We start from the raw sequence: 18,302 nt of genomic DNA, 5'->3' as shown, positions 1-18,302 counted from the left end.
CGATTTCAAACTTCATCTTGTATGAAATACATGAATTCAAAGGTAAATTTCCAAAACAACTCTCAGAGTTGCTGACTCAATTACTGAATTGATCAGAATATTTTTCTTAAAACTTTACGTAATTATGGATAAGCATCTGAAAGACAGGAACTTTCAGAAGCATCTTTCGAGAAGTGCTTTTCAGGCTTCACCCGAAAAAAGACACCCGGCGGAGCAACGAAAACGGCCCGTGCGGGGCCAATCCGCACGGGCCGTTAACAAAACCGCAAAGGAACGGGATCAGGCGCTGACGTCTACCCGTCCGCCGAGACCGGGAGGTGGTGTGGCCTGTTGAGCCTGAAGATTGTCAGCCCCTTGCTGCAGCAGCGCCACCAGATTGGCGTCCTGCTGGGCGGCCATCTTCATCATCTCTGTCTGAAGCGTCTGGGCTGTCTGTGCCTGGGTCTGCGCAACGAATGTCGTGGCAATGCCAACGCTGTCCATCATTAACTCCTGAGGTTGTGGCCACCCTAACCCCCTACCCTTAATCAGGTGTTAACGAATGTCAGTGCCCCTCCCGCAAGACACTGCGCCGGACCTTGCCGGACGGTGTGCGTGGCAACTGTTCCAGCACCTTGTAAACCTTGGGACGCTTGTATTCCGCCAGGTTTTCTGCCGCATGAGCGGCAAGACGGTCGGCATCCAGCTGTCCGGGGAGGGCCGGCACCACGAAGGCCGTTATCAGGCTGACACCTTCGCGCGCAGGCACCGCCGTCACGGCCACTTCCTGCACCTGCGGGTCAGCTGCCAGCACCCGCTCCACTTCTTCCGGAGCGACCCTGTAGCCGAAAGCGTTCATCAGATCGTCAGCACGGCCTTCGTACCAGAAATAGCCGTCTTCATCCGTACGCGCCCTGTCGCCGGTCAGGAACCAGTCGCCCCTGAATGCGGCCGCTGTTTCCTCGGCACGGTTCCAGTATCCCAGCATCAGGCCCGGTTCATCCCTGTGAACAGCCAGAAGCCCTGTCTCCGTTCCGGACACCGGCACCGGCGTGTCATCCAACTCGCTGAGAATGGAAACCTTCCGGCCTTCCTGGGGTTTGCCCGGGGAACCCGGCTTTACCGGAACGCTGGGGCTGCTGGAGAGATAGGTGGAGATCTCGCTCATGCCGAGCGCTTCATAAAGTTCGCGGCCGGTGCGTTCCCTCCACTCCCGATAAAGACTTGCCGGAAGTGCTTCTCCGGCCGTCAGGCCGTGGCGAAGATCGGGAAAGGAGGCGGGCGTAACAGCGCCATACTTCAGGATACGCCGGTAGAGACTGGGCACGGCGGCAAACAGCGTCGCCCTTGTGTCTGTCATCAGGTCCGGCCAGAGGTCCGGGTCTCGAGGCCCGTCATAAACAACACTGGTCGCGCCATTGGCCCAGGGGTCCATCAAGCCGGCACCCAGCGTATAGGTCCAGTTGAACGCTCCGGCATGAAGCAGTCGGTCGGAAGTGCGGATGCCATACCAGCCGGAATACATGGGCCGGCGCGCACTGGCGGCGCGCTGCGCATGCAGGACGCCCTTCGGCGTGCCGCTGGTACCGGACGTATAGACAAGAAAAGCCGGGTCGTCAGCGTGGGTCTCCGCAAAGTCTCCCGGCTCTGCCTGCTTCAGTCCGACCAAGGCCTCTGGACCCAGCAACGTCGCGCTGCCCGCGTTCGGCAGCACAGTATGTCCGTCGTGCAGCACCAACCGCGCGCCGCTATCGGCCAGGATCGCTTCTGCTTCCGACGCAGTAAGTTGGGAAGACGTCGGGATCGGCACGAAACCACCCGCAATCGCCCCGAAGAACGCCAGCGGAAAATCACTGGAGTGACCGATCCTGAGAAGGATACGGTCACCGGGCGAAAGATCCGTGGCGCGCAAACCCGCGGCAACCGAAAGAACGGCCCGCGTCAGCGAGCCATAGCTCCATGTTTCCAGAAGCGCGCCACCGGCCCCCACCAGTTCCAGCGCCGTCTTGCCCGGGTCCGGGGCGGCGCTGGTCAGGCAATAGCGGGCTAGGTTCATCGTTACCGGGGCTTCTGCGGTGGCTGGCGAACCGATTACCGGGTCGGAACCGGGTGCTCGCCGCGGTAATCATAGAAACCGCGTTGGGTCTTGCGGCCGAGCCAGCCAGCTTCAACATATTTCACGAGCAGCGGGCACGGACGATACTTGGTGTCCGCCAGACCTTCATAAAGCACCTGCATGATCGACAGGCAGGTATCGAGACCGATGAAATCCGCAAGCTGCAGCGGCCCCATCGGATGATTGGCCCCGAGACGCATGGCCTTGTCGATGGAATCAACAGAACCGACGCCTTCATAGAGCGTGTAGATTGCTTCGTTGATCATCGGCAGAAGGATACGGTTGACCATGAAGGCCGGGAAATCCTCTGCGACGGCAATCTGCTTGCCGAGACGGACGCAGAACCCTTTCGAGGCTTCGAAAGTCTCGTCTTCCGTGGCTATGCCGCGCACCAGCTCGACCAGTTCCATGACCGGAACCGGGTTCATGAAGTGGATGCCGATAAAGCGTTCCGGACGATCGGTCGAAGCGGCAAGACGCGTGATCGAGATCGACGAAGTGTTGGTCGCCAGGATCGCTTCGGGCTTCAGGATCGGGCAAAGCTGCGAAAAGATCTTGCGTTTGACCTGCTCGTTCTCGACGGCGGATTCAATCACCAGATCTGCATCACGCAGAAGATCGAGATCTTCGGCTGCCTTGATGCGATCCAGCGCAGCGTTGCGCTCTTCCTCGGTGATCATGGACTTGGACACCTGGCGCGCCAGGTTGCCGTTGATCGAAGCCAGGCCGGATTCGATCCGTTCCATGGAGAGATCGCTCAATCCCACGTCGAAGCCCGCAAGTGCACACACATGCGCAATGCCGCTGCCCATCTGACCAGCGCCGATTACGCCGACTTTCTTGATTTCGACTGCCATCCTGAAAATCCGATCTTTAGAAAACATCCCGATTGGACGGGTTGCGGCTATTTTTGGCAAGTCTTGCGCCGAACAGCAAGAACCCCGGAGCGAAAACTGTTATTCGCCCCGGGGTCCGTGATCAATTTGCCGCAGGTGTTACTCGACGGCAGCCTTCAATTCCGGCAGCACGTCGAAGAGATCCGCCACGAGGCCATAGTCCGCGACCTGGAAGATCGGTGCTTCCTCGTCCTTGTTGATCGCGACGATCACCTTGGAATCCTTCATGCCGGCAAGGTGCTGGATGGCACCGGAAATGCCGCAGGCAATGTAGAGATCCGGAGCAACCACCTTGCCGGTCTGGCCAACCTGCCAATCGTTCGGGGCGTAGCCCGCATCGACGGCAGCGCGCGATGCGCCAACCGCCGCGCCGAGGGCATCGGCCACCGGCATGATGACTTCCTGGAACTTCTCGGAAGAACCGAGCGCGCGGCCACCGGAGATGATGATCTTGGCAGACGTCAGTTCCGGACGGTCGGACTTGGAAAGCTCCTCGCCGACGAATTCCGAAAGACCTGAACCGTCCGTGCCCGCAACGGTTTCAACAGCGGCAGAACCGCCTGCTTCCGCTGCCGCAAACGTGGAGGTCCGCACGGTGATCACCTTCTTGGGATCGCCGGATTTCACGGTCTGGATCGCGTTGCCCGCGTAGATCGGACGCTCGAAAGTGTCCGCGTCGACAACAGCCGTCACGTCGGAGATCTGCATCACGTCCAGAAGGGCTGCGACGCGCGGCAGGGTGTTCTTGCCGTTGGCGGTTGCCGGGGCAACGATCGCGTCATAATCGCCTGCGAGGCCGACGATCAGATCGGCGGTCGGCTCGGCCAGCTGGTGCTCCAGCGCATCGCTTTCAGCAAGCAGAACCTTGGCGACGCCGGAAAGCTTGGACGCGGCATCCGCAACGCCCTGAACGCCCTTGCCGGCGACCAGCACGTGAACGTCAGCACCAAGAGCGACGGCAGCCGTCAGGGCCTTTGCCGTGGCATCGCTCAGTTCGCCACCGGCGTATTCGGCCACAAGAAGTGTTGTCATGTTTTATCCTCCTGCGACGGGTCTTAAAGGACGCCGGCTTCGTTCTTGAGTTTGTCGACCAGCTCGGAAACGGAACCGACCTTGATACCGGCCTGGCGCGATGCCGGCTCGGTGGTGGTGACAACGGTGAGGCGCGGCGTGGTGTCGACACCAAAATCGGCCGGAGACTTTTCGTCGATCGGCTTCTTCTTCGCTTTCATGATGTTCGGCAGGGACGCATAGCGCGGCTCGTTGAGGCGCAGGTCCGTGGTCACGATGGCCGGCAGCTTCAGCTTCACGGTCTGCAGGCCGCCATCCACTTCACGGGTGACATCGACAGTGCCGTCGCCCAGATCGACCTTGGAGGCAAACGTGCCCTGGCTCCAACCGAGGAGGGCTGCCAGCATCTGGCCGGTCTGGTTGCAGTCGTCGTCAATCGCCTGCTTGCCGAGGATCACGAGACCCGGCTCTTCGGCTTCGACGATCGCTTTCAGGATCTTCGCGACTGCCAGCGGCTCGGTGGTGTCGTCGGTCTTCACCAGAATGCCGCGGTCGGCGCCCATGGCAAGGCCGGTGCGCAGCGTTTCGGTGGCCTGTTGCGGCCCGACGGACACGACGATCACTTCACTCGCCTTGCCCGCTTCCTTCAGCCGAAGGGCTTCTTCGACGGAGATTTCGTCAAACGGGTTCATGGACATCTTGACGTTGGCAAGATCGACGCCAGAACCATCCGCCTTCACACGGACCTTCACGTTGTAGTCGATGACCCGTTTTACGGGTACGAGGATCTTCATTTGGTCTCAACCTCTTGCTGGGCCGGCTTTCACCGCACCGCATTCTCCGGCTCTCTGCCCTCATGACGCTAGGTTACAAACGGCAGAATTGAGCCAATCGTGGCGCATGGCGGGGGACGGTACTGACCGACACGGCACCTGTCAATTGCGGTAAAAGGTCTAAGGCGGCAATTTGCCGGGCTTGGAAAAACATGCGTCGCAATGATGATAGTTCGGCAACGCAACAATGCGTGGAAAACCGGGGCTCACCGCAAAAAAGAAACCGCGCGCACCTGTTACGGCAACACGCGGCGACTTCTCTGTTTTCCTGGTGCCGGTCCCCGGTCAGATGCCGGGGGTCTGCGGCGAGAACTTGTCGGACACCGGTTCGGCGAACACGGTCACCCAGGTGCCGTTCTCGTCCCGGCAGGCCGTGCCACGAATGGAAAGGTCCAGCCTGCTGAAGGTGGTCTCGCGAAGGTACTCGCGGCACCAGTGCCCGCTCTTGCTGCGGTAGGTCTTGATCGGCGTCAGGATCTCGCGCCAGTCGCCTTCCTGCCCAACGAACACGGGCTCGCCACTGACTTTCGTTTCCAGCGCTTCCTGGACAGTCTGTGCCAGGAGCATCCGCTCAGTTTCCATATGTGCTGCAAGAGAAGACACGGCACTGTCCATCCGCGTCTGCATCCAGTAGGTGGTAAAGCCGAATGTGCCGGCAACCATCACAAGTGCGGCGGCGATCTGGATCAGCACGCCTGTCCAGGACGCATGCGCATGACGGGGCGCAGGACCTTCGCGCTTGGCGAATTCCTTTTCGATGAGTGCTTCGAACCGTGCCATTGATTCGTCAGGCACCGGCGCGGCAACCGCTTTTTGCAGAATGGTATTGTCCTTGGACATCTGCTCCAGCAGATCATGTCCGCCACCAGTCGCCTCGATCCGGCGAAGCAGAGCTGCACGCTCCTCTTCCGAACCTTCCTCGTCCAGGATCTTGCCGATATCCTTTGCAAGCAGGATCTGTTCGCGCTTTTCGTCAAATGTCATCACATACCCCCTGGCATGCTGCGCAGCCTGACGCCCTGCGGGGCATCGTTCGTGTCCAGCCACTCGCGCAATTTCAGTCTTGCGCGGGCAAGCCGGCTGGTTACCGTTCCAATCGGAACACCGAGTTCATCCGCCACATCCTTGTAGCTTCTGCCCTCAACGGCGATCTTCAGAAGCACCTCGCGGTTGTCTTCTTCCAGCTCGCCAATGAAATCCTGCACTTTCTGGAGTTCCAGGCTGTCGGCGGCGGCTTTCGCGCCGTCGTAGCTTTCCTCGAAATCCAGCATGGCAAGGTCGAAAAGCCTGGCCCGGTTTGCGGTGTCGCGAACCGAATTGAAGTACAGATTCTGCAAAATCCGGAACATCCAGCTGTCGAGCCGGGTGGCCGGATCGAACTGGTCGAGCGATCGGATTGCACGTTCGCATGTCATCTGCACCAGATCGTCTGCCTGATCCGGATTCCGGCACAGCCTTAAAGCAAAACTCCTCAGCTTCGGGAGCAGACGGATCATCTCCGTCTTTAACGTATCTTCAGGCAAGGAGTTCTCCGCAAAACCGCTCTCAGCGAGACAACACGTAAGGAGACCTTTTGATCCCGACTTTTTTTGGACTATCTTCGGGAAGAACAAAGATTGCCCAGGTGTTATGCGTGCGAAGGTCGTAAAACCGCTCTCGTCGACCGCCAAAAACCCCTTATTACGAATTGAATCGCATCAGATGAAACGCGCCCGCCAGATTACATTGCAAGACCGCCTCTCTGCGATGTTTCGCATACTGCCGGGTGTTGCAGCTGCGGCAATGATGTTCTCTCTTGTCTACTTCAGCCCCTTGTTCGACATGAAGGACAGCATTGCCGCGGCCGCAGATTCGCATGGTGATCGCGGCAGGCGCAGCGAACGCGGTGACCGTGGAGGCCGCAGCGAACGTGGAGATCGCGGCGGCGACAGCGGAAGCAAGAGTTCCGGTGGTGACAGCGGTAGCAAGAGCTCCGGCGGTGACAGCACCGGTGGCAGCAGTTCCGGTGGCGGCGACACAGGTGGCAGCCGTTCGGGCGGCGGCGACTCAACTGGTAACAGTTCGAGCGGTAAAAGCTCCACCGGTAACAGTTCGGCAGGAAACAAATCGGCCGGAAGAAGCTCGGAAAGCAAAGGCAACTCCGGTCGCAGCGGAGGCTCCTCTTCTCCTTCCTCTTCCCGCTCTTCGTCGGGTGGATCGTCATCCGGCGGTTCGTCGTCTGGCGGTTCGTCAGAACGAACTTCTTTTAGCTCTGCCACACAAAAGTCCGGTTCAGGCGGTTTTTTAGATCGCATCTTTGGCGGGCGTCAGTTTAATGGTGACAGCGAGCCTTCTGGTGGGTCCCTCAGCGCGCGGGAAGAACGGGAGGCTATCTCCAACGGCTGGCAATAGATCCAAGAGGCGGGATCGGACTTGATTTTTCGTGGGTTTCACGTTCCGAAAGGGACGTTTTTTCTGTTTTTTTTGGCAAATATCCTCACAGGCTGTTCCGTAGTGTCAGTGCAGGACACGCTTGTCTCCCTGCAGGAACCCGCCGCGGCGGAAACCCGCAAACCGGCTTCAAAGCTGCAAGCATCGGACAAATACCGGGCTGAAAGCACGCTTCAAGCTGCGCTGGAGAAGTCTGTTTCCGGCAAAGACCGGAGCTGGAGAAACCCCTCGAGTGGGGCGAGCGGCACAATTACGCCCCTGAAAACCTGGAAAAATACGTCCGGCGACTTCTGCCGCTCCTACCGCGAACGGATCAAGCTGGCTGACGGTCGAATGATCAGCCGCCGGGGAGTCGCCTGCCGCACTGCTGATGCTGTCTGGAAAGCAGCCTAGTTTCCTGACCGGTCCGCATTCTTTTTGAAAACTGTGCCTAGGCGAGATTTCGGTCGAACAGGGGAACACCCCTGCGCCGGAAAAACACGATCAACACGGCCCCCGCCGCCATGCCACCGATATGCGCGATCCAGGCGACATCGCTATCGGACGCAATCACGGCATTGACGATCTGATAAAGAATCCAGCCGCCGAGCAACCATCCGGCGGAAAGGCGCAAGGGTATCCGGCCCAGTGCCAGCACCCACACCTTCACCCGCGGGTGCAGCATCAGATAGGCGGCAACAACGCCTGAAACGGCGCCGGACGCCCCGATCAACGGCACATCCGAATTGACGTCGATGGAGGCGTAGGCCAACCCGCCGGCTATCGCACACAGCAGATAGAAGACCAGGTAACGCAGGTGCCCCATGGCATCCTCGACATTATCGCCGAACACCCACAGGAACAGCATGTTGCCGATCAGGTGCATGTAGCCGCCATGGAGGAAGGCATAGGTGACCACCGACATCCAGTCGGGCAGCATCTGCAGCTCCGGCGACAGATCCCGGATATCGAACAGGACAACCGGGATAAGGCCGAAGGAATAGGAGGACGCGGCCACCGCCTGCTGGGACCCTGCACCCTGATACAGAAGAAAGATCAGGATGTTGGCGGCAATCAGGAAAAGGTTCACAAAGGGGCGGGGAACATGGACCAGCCGATTGTGATCGTGAAGGGGAATGAACATTCAGCGCCAGGCCTCCGGCAAGGGGAACTGACCTAACGGTTCTGTCCAGGCACCCAAAGAACGTCCTGCTCACCCTTTTCATTCAGGTACCGCGAGGCAACGAAGAAATAGTCCGACAGGCGGTTCATGTAGCGCACGGCAGCGGGATTGATCTGCTCGCGGGCTGCCAGTTCCACCATCAGACGTTCTGCCCGGCGCGAGACAGTGCGGGCCAGATGCAGGTAGGCAGCGGCAGGACTGCCACCCGGCAGCACGAAGGAACGCAGCGGCTTGAGCTCCGCGTTGAGGACGTCAATCGCCTGTTCGATCGCCGTGACCTGGGCGTCGGTGATCCGAAGCGGCTCGTACCCAAGGTCCTCACCCGTTTCCGGTGTTGCAAGATCGGCCCCCAGGTCGAACAGGTCGTTCTGGATCCTGCCGAGCGTCTGGTCGACGTCCGGCGCAGACTGCCCGGTCTGAAGGCGAATCAGACCAACCACGGAGTTGGTCTCGTCGACGGTCCCGTATGCCTCGATCCTGAGGTCGCTCTTTCGGCGCCGTTCTCCGGAACCCAGCGCGGTCGTGCCGTCGTCACCCGTCTTCGTATAGATCTTGTTCAGAACAACCATTGTGCCCCCAGTTCCTCCAGTAGTGTCCGGTTATCTTGTCTTAGTGGCCGGTGCCGAAAAAGTAGAGACCGCCCATCACCAGGACAATCACCAGAAACTGAAGACCGACACGCCAGCGCATCAGGAGCTGCGAGCGGTTGGCCGGCCCGTGACGGAACATGTTCCAGATACCGAGCAGCAACACGAGTGCAACCGCGGCGAGGCCGACGGGAATGAGAAAGTTGATCAGATCTGCCATTTCGTTTTCCTTGTTTCACCACTGTCCGGCGCAGCCACCTGTCGGCAGGCAGCTATTCCTCGCCGTCGGCAGCCCAGATGCAGAACCGGTCGAGCAGACTGGTCGGCAGCACCCGTTTGGCCACCGCCATGACGGTGGTCGGAATTGTTACATGATAGCGCGCTTTCGGCCGATTTGCTTCCACCGCATGCACCAGCCGTTTGACCACGGCCTCCGGCGGCAGCTTGAACGGCCCGGGCTCTCCCGCCTCCATCCGGATGCGGCGCTTTTCGTAGGTCTTACGATGCCGTGACGCCTGCAGACCATCCTCGCCGATCCAGCGCTGAAAATTCTCCAGTGCGTTTTGCGTGAACCGGGTATCGATAGGACCGGGTTCGATCAGGCTGACGTGAATGCCGGTGCCTTTCAGTTCCTGGCGAAGCGTGTCCGAATAGGCTTCGAGCGCGAATTTGGAAGCGGTGTAGGCTCCGCGGTACTTGAGTGCCACAAACCCCAGTACGGAGGAACACTGCACGATCCGCCCGGAACCGTTGGCGCGCATTGAAGGCACCAACCGGCGGGTAAGATCATGCCAGCCGATGAAGTTCGCCTCGAAAAGCGACCGCAGGGCTTCCGTCGGCAGGTCTTCCAGCGCACCTGGAACCGCATAGGCGCCATTGTTGAACACCGCGCTCAACGCACCATCGGTCCGATGCAGAACTTCGCTTGCCGTCGCCTCGATGCTGTCCGGATCCTCATAATCCAGGCGAAAGGCTTCGAAACCAAGATTGCTCAACCCGTCAACATCCGCCTGGTTCCGCGCAGTCGGAAAAACACGCCAGTTGCGCCCGCGCATGATGTGGGCCGCCGAAAGGCCGATGCCGGAGGAACAGCCCGTAATCAGGATCGACCGGTGCGCGGAAAAACTCTCCGGATTGGCAATCATCAAATGGAAATCCTGCGGAGTGGAAGACGGTCCGATCCAACTCCTATCAGATAGGTTCGCCGGAAAGCAATTTCGGCACCGGCCCCGCAAAACCGGCAGCTTCCTTGATGAACTGCGTTTTCAGGCCCGGCATCCTGTCCACAATACCAAGTCCGAAATCGCGCATGGCGCGCAACACGTCATTGTCATTGGAAAACAGGCGGTTCAGTACGTCGGTGACAACGCCCATCTGGAACGTGTCGAACCGGCGCCAGCGCTGGTAGCGTTCCAGAACGTCGAATCCGCCGAGATCCTGCCCCAGACGACGGGCATCCACCAGCACTTCGGCCAGTGCCGCGACATCCTTGAAGCCCAGATTGAGCCCCTGGCCCGCAATCGGATGAATGCCATGGGCGGCATCGCCGATCAGGGCGAAGCGCGGCTTGACGAAATCACGCGCCAGCTTCAGCCCGAGCGGATAGGCCCGGCGCGGTCCGTCCAGCTCCAGCGTGCCGAGGTGATGTCCGAAACGGCGTTCCAGTTCCAGTTCGAAAGTAAAGTCGTCAGACCGCACAAGCCGGTCGGCGTCCGCTGTCTTTTCCGTCCAGACCAGCGACGACCGGTTGCCCGGCAAGGGCAGGATGGCAAATGGCCCGGCAGGCAGGAAATGTTCTTCCGCCCGGCCGTTGTGAGGCCGTTCATGCTTGACTGTTGTGACAATGCCGGACTGGCCGTAATCCCAGTTGACCGTCCGGATACCGGCAAGGTCGCGCAGGCGGGAGCGCACGCCGTCGGCTGCAACGAGCAGCCGGCTTTTCAGAAGGGTCCCGTCTTCCAGCGCCAGTTCGACGTGGTCTGGATGAGTGCGAAAGGTTTCCGCGGTGCCCGGTGCGAAAAAACTCACGCCAAGCGCCTTGGCCGCCTTGTAGAGCGCCGGCATCATCACGCCGTTCGGCATCATGTGGGCAAAGGGTTCACCCTCCGTCGCCTCGCCGCCGAACGTCAGGAAGACCGGGCGAACCGCATCGCGAAGCTTGCTGTCGGTGACGATCATTTCGTTGATCGGCTGGGCCTCGCCCGCAATCTTCTGCCAGATGCCGAGTTGCGACAGCATGCGTGAGGCAGCTGCCGCGATGGCTGAGGCGCGTGGATCCTTGTGGAGGTCTTCCATCGGCTTGGGATCGACCACGGCACAGGTGAGGCCGGCATCGCCCTGCTTCAACGCCACCGCCAGAGACAGGCCGACATAACCGCCGCCTGCGATCACGACATCGAACATGTCCGGGACGCTTTTTTTCCTCGCCATCGTCTTCTTCTCCTTGCCTTCGGTTTCCCTAAAGGCATCTTGACTTTAACGTCAACTGCCGTCCAAGAGTGCGGTGCCGGGGCTCCAAGCCTCGAACCAAATCACCTGCCGTCTATCTAACAGGGATCGCGCCGATGAACACGGCCATTGATAATCTTCTCCAGATTCTCGACCTGGAACCGCTGGAACGCAACCTGTTCCGTGGTCGCAGCCCGCAGGTCGGCTGGCAACGCGTATTTGGCGGGCAGGTGATCGGCCAGGCGCTGGTTGCCGCCTCGCGCACCGTGGTGGAAGACCGTCACGTCCATTCCCTGCATGGCTACTTCCTGAGGCCCGGCGATCCGTCAGTCCCCATCATCTACGAAGTCGACCGCATCCGCGACGGTGGCAGCTTCACTACCCGGCGCGTTGTCGCGATCCAGCACGGCGAAGCGATCTTTTCCATGTCCGCCTCCTTCCAGGTGCATGAAGAGGGGCTGGAGCACCAGATCGACATGCCGGACGTTCCGACACCTGAAGATCTGCCCAGCGAACAGGAACTGAAGGAAAAATTCCTGTCGATGGCCCCGGAAAACATCCGCCGCTACTGGGAGCGCGAGCGGCCGATCGAGATGCGCCCGGTCGACATGACCCATTATTTCAGCAAGAAGCCCCTGCCACCGCAGCAGTATGTCTGGGTACGGGCGACGGGCCCACTGCCGGACGACGAACGCATGCACCAGTGTGTCCTCGCCTATGCTTCCGACATGACGTTGCTGGACACCTCGCTGTTTCCCCATGGCACGTCCGTCTTCAGCCCGAAGATCCAGGCCGCCAGCCTGGACCATGCCATGTGGTTTCACCGCCCTTTCCGCGCCGACGACTGGCTGCTTTACGCCACCGACAGCACCTCATCTTCCGGCTCACGCGGGATAAACCGCGGATCTCTGTTCACCAGGGACGGGGCCCTGATCGCCTCGACCGCCCAGGAAGGCCTTATTAGGGTGCTAATGGAGTACTAGAGAGGAAAACTAAGGCTACCTTTCGAATTATCGTTAATAAAACAATCATAGATTGCATCTTATTATTGATTTGGGATTTAGATATCACTATTATATAACTTTGTTGGAATAAATATATTTTTCTTGCGAGTTGGACTAAACAGATAAGTAAATACCGCATAAATATTGGATTATTACAGTTTTTCGATTTAACTAGGAGAGTATAATTGTCTGATTCAATATCTTCTGTTGGTGAGTTAATCGAGGCGATTCGAGCTGAGAAGACTCGCGAAGAAGGAACAGTGTGGTACCGAGGTCAATCGAAGGCGAACTGGCCGCTCTTACCAGGATTTCTCCGACAAGATAACAAAATGTCTGAAGCTAGCCTACTCGCTAGATTCAAACAAAGTGCTGCCTTACTTACTGTGACAAAACCCAACAGTTCATTCGACTGGATATTCCTAATGCAACACTATGGAATGCCTACTCGTCTGTTAGACTGGAGTGAAAATCCTCTAGTTGCACTATACTTTGCTGTCGGCAAAAACCATGAGGATGACGATGCAGCTCTGTGGTTACTGCGCCCAAACAAATTGAACACAAATGCGCACATAAATGACAAGGATGAGCCCGATTACATCCCTTCATTTGATGATGATGAAGTCCAAAGCTATTCGACTGAGCGCGTACGAATTGACAAGAGAATGCAACTTTTTCCAATCGCAACTATCGCAACTAGAAACAATCCAAGAATTCAGGCGCAGCTGGGTACATTTACAATACACCACAACGAAAGGGTCCCGATAGAGGATGTAGGATCCGGCACGCAATGCAAGAAAATTGTTATTCCAGCAAACGCTAAAGTACCAATAAGCGAAGAGCTTTCTCTTCTTGGGATCAATAGGCTAAGCCTCTTTCCAGAAATCGCAAGCATTAGCGAAACACTTAAGGAAATTGTTTAATGGCCTATGTTCAAACTTCAACGCTTAAAAACGCAACAATTATGCTTCTTTATGCAGAAAGAGAAGAGATAAAACTCGATCCGGAATACCAAAGAAGCGGGGGCGTCTGGACACTAAATAAACGCCGCCTACTCATTGATTCCATCCTAAACGACTACGATATTCCAAAGCTATATTTTCATGACTTGGGCGAAACCGAACTGAACGATAGCGGAAAGAGATATTCTGTTATCGACGGCCGTCAACGCCTTGAGACTATTTGGTCTTTTATGGATGGGGACTTCACGCTTTCTGAAGACTTTGAATATCAGAGAGACAACGATGTATTGATGGGCGGATTTACGTATGAGGATATTGCGAAGAAGCACCCGAAAATCAGGATAAAATTTGACTCCTTTGTACTACCAATAGTTCTGGTATCGGTAACTGAAGATGACATTGACTTAATTGAAGACATGTTTTCTAGACTAAATGAAGCAGTTCCTTTAAATGCCGCAGAAAAAAGAAATGCAATAGGTGGTGATTTAGTCGCCGCAATCAATGAGGTATCACAGCATAAATACTTTACAGAATGCGTAAAGTTCAACGATGCTCGCTATAAACACCGTGAAGTAGCAGCCCGATTACTTCTTCTAGAGGATTCACTTCAAGACCGCGGCTCCCTCATCGACACAAAAAGAGAATATCTAGACAGCTTGGCAAGAAGGCTTAGATCTGGGAGCGAAGGGAAAGTTAACTCTCTGAAAGAACAGGTTATTTCCACTCTCAATGACATGGCCGCAGTCTTCTCAAAAAAAGACGACCTTCTTTTGGCACAGGGCATTCAGACTGTTTACTATCTTTTGTTTAGAAGCGCTCAAAGATTCGGTCAATTGAGTCAAATAGACCGCCCCGGACTAATAGAATTCAGAAAATCGTTAGCAGAAAATCGTGAAATTGCCGCCTCAGACTATGAAAACGCCAGTTTCGGCCTTCTTGAGTTTGATCGCCTTAATCAACAAGGCACTAATGATGCAAGCAGCATTAAGGAACGGTATTCTATAATTTCCAACCATCTTAAAATTTCGCTCGATCCATCTATAGTTTCATAGCTTATCTTTTTAGAAGGTTGAAAAACTGATCACCAGATTTCGCAAAAAGCGGATAAGAACCCGGAGCTGGAATAGGCGAAATGTGATATTTCGCAGTACTGGAGATTTTACACAACATAAACTTGTATATCTCCATCTATAATTTCTGCTTATTAAGATAATTATGTTTTCAGATATTTATCGAAATACCTTCACCGATCAGTATAATTATTTTGGTGGACTGGTAAAACCCGACACCGCCAACGGATTGTCGGTCAGGGCCTGGTGATCCGGCGTATCGGGCAGCAAGGCGCCCGAAAAGGCCTCGAACATGCGCCTGACGAACCCTTCCGGCAGGTCCTTGGTGATGAACACCATGCGGGTTCTGTGATCCGCGTCCGGCCAGGCCTCCAGTGTCGCGGGCGGATGGAAGACATGCTGGACACCGTGGATGACGACCGGCCTTTCCGGATCCTCGGCCAGCTGCACGATACCCTTCACCCGAAGCAGTTTCGGTCCGTGCGCCGAACGCAGCAGATCGAGGAACATTTCCAGCGCGGACGCCGGCACCGGTCGATCAGTCGACAGGGTAAAGGCCCGGATGGCATCGCTATGCCGGTTCACGTCATGAGCATGATCGTGATCGTGGCCGTGGTGATGCCCGTGTGAATGGCCATGTGCATGATCGTGACCGTGATGGTGGCCATGCTGCTGGTCTTCATAGGCTTCCGCGTTCAGCCAGGCAGCCACATCCGGGATCTTGCTCTTGGGATCATAAAGACCGGCGTTGAAAAGATTTTCCACAGTTGCATCATCCGCCTGGGCGTCCAGCCGGCGAGCGCCGGGATTGAGCTGTTGCAAACGCTGCTTGAGGGCGTCGAAGGAGGCCCGCGCCTCTTCGCCTTGAACGAGATCGGTCTTGGTGAAGACCAGCCGGTCGGCAACAGCGGCCTGCTTGCGCGCTTCCTCGTGATTGTCGAGGGTCGACAAACCGTTGACCGCGTCCACAAGCGTGATCACGCTGTCGAGCCGGTAGCGCATCACCAGATAGGGATGCAGCATGACCGTGTGCAGGATGGGCGCCGGATCTGCCAGACCCGTCGTCTCGATGATCACCCGGTTGAGCCTGTCCATGCGGCCGTTATCCAGTCGGCGCAACAGGTTTTCGAGCGTCGTGACAAGATCGCCGCGAATGGTGCAGCACAGGCAACCGGAGGCAAGCTCCACGATGCCGTCGCCGGCCTGATCGACAAACAGATGATCGAGCCCGATCTCGCCGAATTCATTGATGATGACCGCTGTGTCCGCCATCGACGGGTCCTTCAGGATCCGATTGAGGAGCGTTGTCTTGCCTGACCCCAGAAACCCGGTCAGGACTGACAGGGGAATGGGGGGCTTCGGACCCTTGGGTTTTTGTCCTTCGGCAACCGGTGTCGGCGAGGCCATGGTATTTCTCCAGATGCATTCGCCGGTCCTTGATCGGACCCGGCGGACTTTCCGCAGACACATAGGCAGAAAGGCGGGTCAGCGCAAATGCTGGTCCCGCCACGTTGGCTTGTTCAGTTGGAAAAACGTCCGGCTGACGCCGAATCACCCCGCGTTGAGGATGATGTCGTCTTCTTCGGAGGCCGCTTCGGCGTCCTTCTTGTCGAGAGCGACAATTTTCCTGTCGGCCTCGTCCTCGGACAGATCCATCGGGGTCAGATCCTGGACGATGTCCGCTTCAGACGCTTCCAGTTCGGCTTCCACGTCTGTGTCGCTGTCGGCTTCGAACTCGAAGTCGTCCAGTTCCTCTTCCGCCTCGACATCAACCACGAGCCGGACAGCCTCCGCCGCCTTTCGCAAGGTGGCGATCACATGGTCGACCGAAACCCCTTCCTCCAGTTGATTGGCGGAAAGTTCCGCAAGGCTGGCAAGAGCCTTGATGGTGGCGGTGGATCTCGGTTCAATCATCATGCGATCTCTCGACCTGTTGTACCGGCATATTCTGTGCCGCAGTGGCATTTTGAGGTCCGGCAGGGAGCACGCCTTTGCCAGAAAAATGCTTACTGCAGTGTTAAGGAGTAGCGTAAATAAAAGGTTAACTCCGTTAACCGCAACGCTACATCATCGGCACCGCCAAAGATCAGGAAATCGAATTACTTGCGAGGACTTGGGGAAGGAACCGGAACGGTGAAATCCAGACCCTTGCGGAAGATCGATCCGGGTGAAGATTTCGAAAGTTCAACCGCGGCTCCCGGGCGTGACACGGTATCGCCACCCTGCGGAATTGCGCCTGCGGTTTTGGCATTGGCCGTCAGCTGCATCTTCGCCCGGATTTCGTTTTCTGCCCGCCGCACGGGATTGGCGACCGGCAGTGGTACGTCTTCCGCGGCAATATCCTCGCCCGCGATGGCTGCGACCGCTTCGCTGGCGGCACCGGCGGGAACGGTGCCCGGGCTGACGGAAGGCGACCCTTTCGGGTTGCCGAGGCCGACATCCAGCGGACGGTAGGCAATCCGGCGAGGTCCGAGGGTACGGTCAAGGATCTTTGCCCAGTCCGGTTTGCCGTTGGACAGCTTGAAACCGCTGTCGTCGAGCTTGTCCTCATCGGACTTGTTGGCCTTGGCGAAGAACAGGAACCCGCCCTGCTTTTCCTTTTCCATGTCGAACCGGGCCATGTAACCCTTGGGACCCGGGCTCTTGTTGCGCCGGCAGTAACCGTCGGCCGGCGGATTGCCGCTGGTGCCCGAAAGGCTCGTGATGCTACGGCCGCCGCGCTTGCGGAACCCTTCGTCAAAAAGCTGGCGTGCAAAGGCGGTGCGCTCCAGACCGGAACCCGCGCCAAGGATAATCGCGATCAAGGTCTTGTTGCCGCGCGTCGCGGAGGCGGCAACATTGTACCCGGAATTGCAGATGTAGCCGGTCTTCATGCCGTTGGCGCCGGGCACGCGCAGCAGGAATTCCCGATTGGCCGACCGCAGCGTCTTCTTGCCGAAGCGGATCCCCGGGTGGTCATAGTAGTTTCGGGATTCCGGAAAGTCCCGGCGCAGCGCCAGGGCCAGAATGGCAAGGTCACGCGCCGTGGTCACCTGCCGGTTGTCTGGCAGACCATGCGGATTGTAGAACCGGGTATTGGACATTCCCAGACGCTGAGCTTCCGCATTCATCATGGCGATGAAGCCGGCTTCAGATCCCGCGATCGACTCGCCGAGCGCTACCGCAACATCGTTGGCCGACTTGATCAGAATGATCTTCAGCGCCGTGTCGACAGTGAACCGCGTCCCGACCTTGAACCCCATCTTGCTGGGTGGTTCGGCCGCGGAGTTCTTGGATTGCACGACCGCGCTGTCGAGCGAGGCGCGGCCTTCGCGGATCGCCTTGAAGGTGACATAGGCCGTCATGAGCTTGGTGAGCGAGGCCGGGTACCACTTGCGCGTGGCGTTTTCCTGCTCGATCACAGCGCCGGAACTCGCGTCGATCAGGACATAGGCACCTATATCCGCCCGTGCCTGGCTCATGGCCAGACTCATCACAAGAGCGGTTACGGTCAGACAAACGGAAGTCAGGCGGCCAATCGGGCTCAAAAACACGGTTTCCCTCGCTCGTCATCCAGCGGATGACACGTCGCAATTGGGCAATGGCAGTATGAATAGCTGCTGTCTTCTTAAAAAACCGGAACATCGGCGCGAGAGCAACCCCTTCCTCAAATCCACTCCACGCCAATCTTTCTTGCAATTGCCTTATTTTTGAGCAACTTTTGCGAGCAGGCATTGATAAGCTGCGGGAAACAGGGACTTTTTTCGCCGGTGTCGTCTTGCCTTTCCACTTGCCGGCCTTGGCCCGGCTCTTGCTAAGATTGCCGAG

General features: G+C 57.6%; 20 protein-coding genes. 5 read left to right on the top strand and 15 right to left on the bottom strand.

Annotation, left to right across the window (positions count from 1 at the left end):
- Positions 1-279 precede the first annotated feature (279 nt).
- The 7 genes from ACYQ6M_RS23850 to ACYQ6M_RS23820 all read right to left on the bottom strand — a co-directional run bounded on the left by ACYQ6M_RS23850 (position 280) and on the right by ACYQ6M_RS23820 (position 6,331).
- Positions 280-486, bottom strand: coding sequence for a hypothetical protein (locus ACYQ6M_RS23850; RefSeq protein ID WP_023002523.1), 207 nt, complete (start codon positions 484-486; stop codon positions 280-282).
- Between the two features lie 58 nt (positions 487-544).
- Positions 545-2,035 (bottom strand): class I adenylate-forming enzyme family protein, encoded by a 1,491-nt coding sequence (locus ACYQ6M_RS23845; protein ID WP_460075983.1) that lies wholly within the window; start codon positions 2,033-2,035, stop codon positions 545-547.
- Between the two features lie 35 nt (positions 2,036-2,070).
- Positions 2,071-2,952, bottom strand: coding sequence for a 3-hydroxybutyryl-CoA dehydrogenase (locus ACYQ6M_RS23840; RefSeq protein WP_023002521.1), 882 nt, complete (start codon positions 2,950-2,952; stop codon positions 2,071-2,073).
- A 138-nt stretch (positions 2,953-3,090) separates the two neighbouring features.
- Positions 3,091-4,023: an electron transfer flavoprotein subunit alpha/FixB family protein gene (locus tag ACYQ6M_RS23835; RefSeq protein ID WP_055660182.1), complete on the bottom strand. Its 933-nt coding sequence runs from the start codon at positions 4,021-4,023 to the stop codon at positions 3,091-3,093.
- A 23-nt stretch (positions 4,024-4,046) separates the two neighbouring features.
- Positions 4,047-4,796, bottom strand: coding sequence for an electron transfer flavoprotein subunit beta/FixA family protein (locus tag ACYQ6M_RS23830; protein ID WP_023002519.1), 750 nt, complete (start codon positions 4,794-4,796; stop codon positions 4,047-4,049).
- A 324-nt stretch (positions 4,797-5,120) separates the two neighbouring features.
- The gene (locus tag ACYQ6M_RS23825) at positions 5,121-5,819 is read right to left on the bottom strand and encodes a hypothetical protein (protein ID WP_023002518.1); all 699 of its coding nucleotides are present in this window, start codon (positions 5,817-5,819) and stop codon (positions 5,121-5,123) included.
- Positions 5,819-6,331: an RNA polymerase sigma factor gene (locus ACYQ6M_RS23820; RefSeq protein ID WP_023002517.1), complete on the bottom strand. Its 513-nt coding sequence runs from the start codon at positions 6,329-6,331 to the stop codon at positions 5,819-5,821. The genes ACYQ6M_RS23825 and ACYQ6M_RS23820 overlap by 1 nt, the downstream gene beginning before the upstream one ends.
- 133 nt (positions 6,332-6,464) lie before the next feature.
- Here ACYQ6M_RS23820 and ACYQ6M_RS23815 point away from each other — a divergent pair, with 133 nt between their 5' ends.
- Together ACYQ6M_RS23815 and ACYQ6M_RS23810 are read left to right on the top strand one after the other, a co-directional pair.
- Positions 6,465-7,226: a hypothetical protein gene (locus ACYQ6M_RS23815; RefSeq protein WP_460075980.1), complete on the top strand. Its 762-nt coding sequence runs from the start codon at positions 6,465-6,467 to the stop codon at positions 7,224-7,226.
- Between the two features lie 102 nt (positions 7,227-7,328).
- Positions 7,329-7,658, top strand: a complete 330-nt coding sequence (locus ACYQ6M_RS23810) for an RT0821/Lpp0805 family surface protein (RefSeq protein ID WP_229005254.1) — start codon at positions 7,329-7,331, stop codon at positions 7,656-7,658.
- 37 nt (positions 7,659-7,695) lie between these two features.
- On the opposite strand, the gene ACYQ6M_RS23805 is transcribed toward ACYQ6M_RS23810, so the two are convergent.
- Genes ACYQ6M_RS23805 through ACYQ6M_RS23785 form a run of 5 tightly spaced genes read right to left on the bottom strand, consistent with a single transcriptional unit; the run spans position 7,696 to position 11,444 of the window.
- A complete protein-coding gene (locus ACYQ6M_RS23805; RefSeq protein ID WP_460075978.1) occupies positions 7,696-8,388 on the bottom strand; it encodes a rhomboid family intramembrane serine protease in 693 nt (230 codons plus the stop codon).
- A gap of 32 nt (positions 8,389-8,420) precedes the next feature.
- Positions 8,421-8,996 carry a cob(I)yrinic acid a,c-diamide adenosyltransferase gene (locus ACYQ6M_RS23800; RefSeq protein WP_209170797.1) on the bottom strand — a complete coding sequence of 192 codons (576 nt, stop codon included), beginning with the start codon at positions 8,994-8,996 and terminating at the stop codon, positions 8,421-8,423.
- A gap of 40 nt (positions 8,997-9,036) precedes the next feature.
- The gene (locus ACYQ6M_RS23795; RefSeq protein ID WP_023002512.1) at positions 9,037-9,234 is read right to left on the bottom strand and encodes a twin transmembrane helix small protein; all 198 of its coding nucleotides are present in this window, start codon (positions 9,232-9,234) and stop codon (positions 9,037-9,039) included.
- Between the two features lie 52 nt (positions 9,235-9,286).
- Complete coding sequence (locus ACYQ6M_RS23790) at positions 9,287-10,159, bottom strand: SDR family oxidoreductase (protein ID WP_460075976.1); 873 nt, start codon at positions 10,157-10,159, stop codon at positions 9,287-9,289.
- Between the two features lie 46 nt (positions 10,160-10,205).
- Complete coding sequence (locus ACYQ6M_RS23785) at positions 10,206-11,444, bottom strand: ubiquinone biosynthesis hydroxylase (protein ID WP_152509026.1); 1,239 nt, start codon at positions 11,442-11,444, stop codon at positions 10,206-10,208.
- A gap of 134 nt (positions 11,445-11,578) precedes the next feature.
- Here ACYQ6M_RS23785 and tesB point away from each other — a divergent pair, with 134 nt between their 5' ends.
- From tesB to ACYQ6M_RS23770, 3 genes are all read left to right on the top strand, one after another.
- Positions 11,579-12,445 carry an acyl-CoA thioesterase II gene (gene tesB / locus ACYQ6M_RS23780; protein WP_460075974.1) on the top strand — a complete coding sequence of 289 codons (867 nt, stop codon included), beginning with the start codon at positions 11,579-11,581 and terminating at the stop codon, positions 12,443-12,445.
- A gap of 206 nt (positions 12,446-12,651) precedes the next feature.
- Positions 12,652-13,386: an FRG domain-containing protein gene (locus ACYQ6M_RS23775; protein ID WP_460075972.1), complete on the top strand. Its 735-nt coding sequence runs from the start codon at positions 12,652-12,654 to the stop codon at positions 13,384-13,386.
- Positions 13,386-14,477, top strand: a complete 1,092-nt coding sequence (locus tag ACYQ6M_RS23770; protein ID WP_460075971.1) for a GmrSD restriction endonuclease domain-containing protein — start codon at positions 13,386-13,388, stop codon at positions 14,475-14,477. The genes ACYQ6M_RS23775 and ACYQ6M_RS23770 overlap by 1 nt, the downstream gene beginning before the upstream one ends.
- A gap of 207 nt (positions 14,478-14,684) precedes the next feature.
- Here the strand turns inward: ACYQ6M_RS23770 and ACYQ6M_RS23765 are convergent, their stop codons facing one another.
- From ACYQ6M_RS23765 to ACYQ6M_RS23755, 3 genes are all read right to left on the bottom strand, one after another.
- A complete protein-coding gene (locus ACYQ6M_RS23765; RefSeq protein ID WP_460075969.1) occupies positions 14,685-15,902 on the bottom strand; it encodes a CobW family GTP-binding protein in 1,218 nt (405 codons plus the stop codon).
- 144 nt (positions 15,903-16,046) lie between these two features.
- Entirely contained in the window at positions 16,047-16,412 is a 366-nt protein-coding gene (locus ACYQ6M_RS23760) for a hypothetical protein (protein WP_168691769.1), read from the bottom strand.
- 182 nt (positions 16,413-16,594) lie between these two features.
- Positions 16,595-17,956, bottom strand: a complete 1,362-nt coding sequence (locus tag ACYQ6M_RS23755) for a D-alanyl-D-alanine carboxypeptidase family protein (RefSeq protein ID WP_208984651.1) — start codon at positions 17,954-17,956, stop codon at positions 16,595-16,597.
- Between the last annotated feature and the right edge of the window lie 346 nt (positions 17,957-18,302).

Source organism: Roseibium sp. ROS1 (genome assembly GCF_054658215.1).
This window is presented reverse-complemented; position numbering and strand designations above follow the sequence as displayed.

Bases quoted from the DNA above. Each gene is read 5' to 3' on its own strand.
- ACYQ6M_RS23770 (WP_460075971.1), top strand. From the start codon at position 13,386: ATGGCCTATGTTCAAACTTCAACGCTTAAAAACGCAACAATTATGCTT.
- ACYQ6M_RS23765 (WP_460075969.1), bottom strand. From the start codon at position 15,902: ATGGCCTCGCCGACACCGGTTGCCGAAGGACAAAAACCCAAGGGTCCG.
- ACYQ6M_RS23805 (WP_460075978.1), bottom strand. From the start codon at position 8,388: ATGTTCATTCCCCTTCACGATCACAATCGGCTGGTCCATGTTCCCCGC.
- tesB (WP_460075974.1), top strand. From the start codon at position 11,579: ATGAACACGGCCATTGATAATCTTCTCCAGATTCTCGACCTGGAACCG.
- ACYQ6M_RS23800 (WP_209170797.1), bottom strand. From the start codon at position 8,996: ATGGTTGTTCTGAACAAGATCTATACGAAGACGGGTGACGACGGCACG.
- ACYQ6M_RS23815 (WP_460075980.1), top strand. From the start codon at position 6,465: ATGCGTGCGAAGGTCGTAAAACCGCTCTCGTCGACCGCCAAAAACCCC.
- ACYQ6M_RS23830 (WP_023002519.1), bottom strand. From the start codon at position 4,796: ATGAAGATCCTCGTACCCGTAAAACGGGTCATCGACTACAACGTGAAG.
- ACYQ6M_RS23785 (WP_152509026.1), bottom strand. From the start codon at position 11,444: ATGGCGAGGAAAAAAAGCGTCCCGGACATGTTCGATGTCGTGATCGCA.
- ACYQ6M_RS23825 (WP_023002518.1), bottom strand. From the start codon at position 5,819: ATGACATTTGACGAAAAGCGCGAACAGATCCTGCTTGCAAAGGATATC.
- ACYQ6M_RS23850 (WP_023002523.1), bottom strand. From the start codon at position 486: ATGATGGACAGCGTTGGCATTGCCACGACATTCGTTGCGCAGACCCAG.
- ACYQ6M_RS23840 (WP_023002521.1), bottom strand. From the start codon at position 2,952: ATGGCAGTCGAAATCAAGAAAGTCGGCGTAATCGGCGCTGGTCAGATG.
- ACYQ6M_RS23835 (WP_055660182.1), bottom strand. From the start codon at position 4,023: ATGACAACACTTCTTGTGGCCGAATACGCCGGTGGCGAACTGAGCGAT.
- ACYQ6M_RS23755 (WP_208984651.1), bottom strand. From the start codon at position 17,956: ATGAGCCAGGCACGGGCGGATATAGGTGCCTATGTCCTGATCGACGCG.
- ACYQ6M_RS23790 (WP_460075976.1), bottom strand. From the start codon at position 10,159: ATGATTGCCAATCCGGAGAGTTTTTCCGCGCACCGGTCGATCCTGATT.
- ACYQ6M_RS23845 (WP_460075983.1), bottom strand. From the start codon at position 2,035: ATGAACCTAGCCCGCTATTGCCTGACCAGCGCCGCCCCGGACCCGGGC.
- ACYQ6M_RS23820 (WP_023002517.1), bottom strand. From the start codon at position 6,331: ATGATCCGTCTGCTCCCGAAGCTGAGGAGTTTTGCTTTAAGGCTGTGC.
- ACYQ6M_RS23795 (WP_023002512.1), bottom strand. From the start codon at position 9,234: ATGGCAGATCTGATCAACTTTCTCATTCCCGTCGGCCTCGCCGCGGTT.
- ACYQ6M_RS23760 (WP_168691769.1), bottom strand. From the start codon at position 16,412: ATGATGATTGAACCGAGATCCACCGCCACCATCAAGGCTCTTGCCAGC.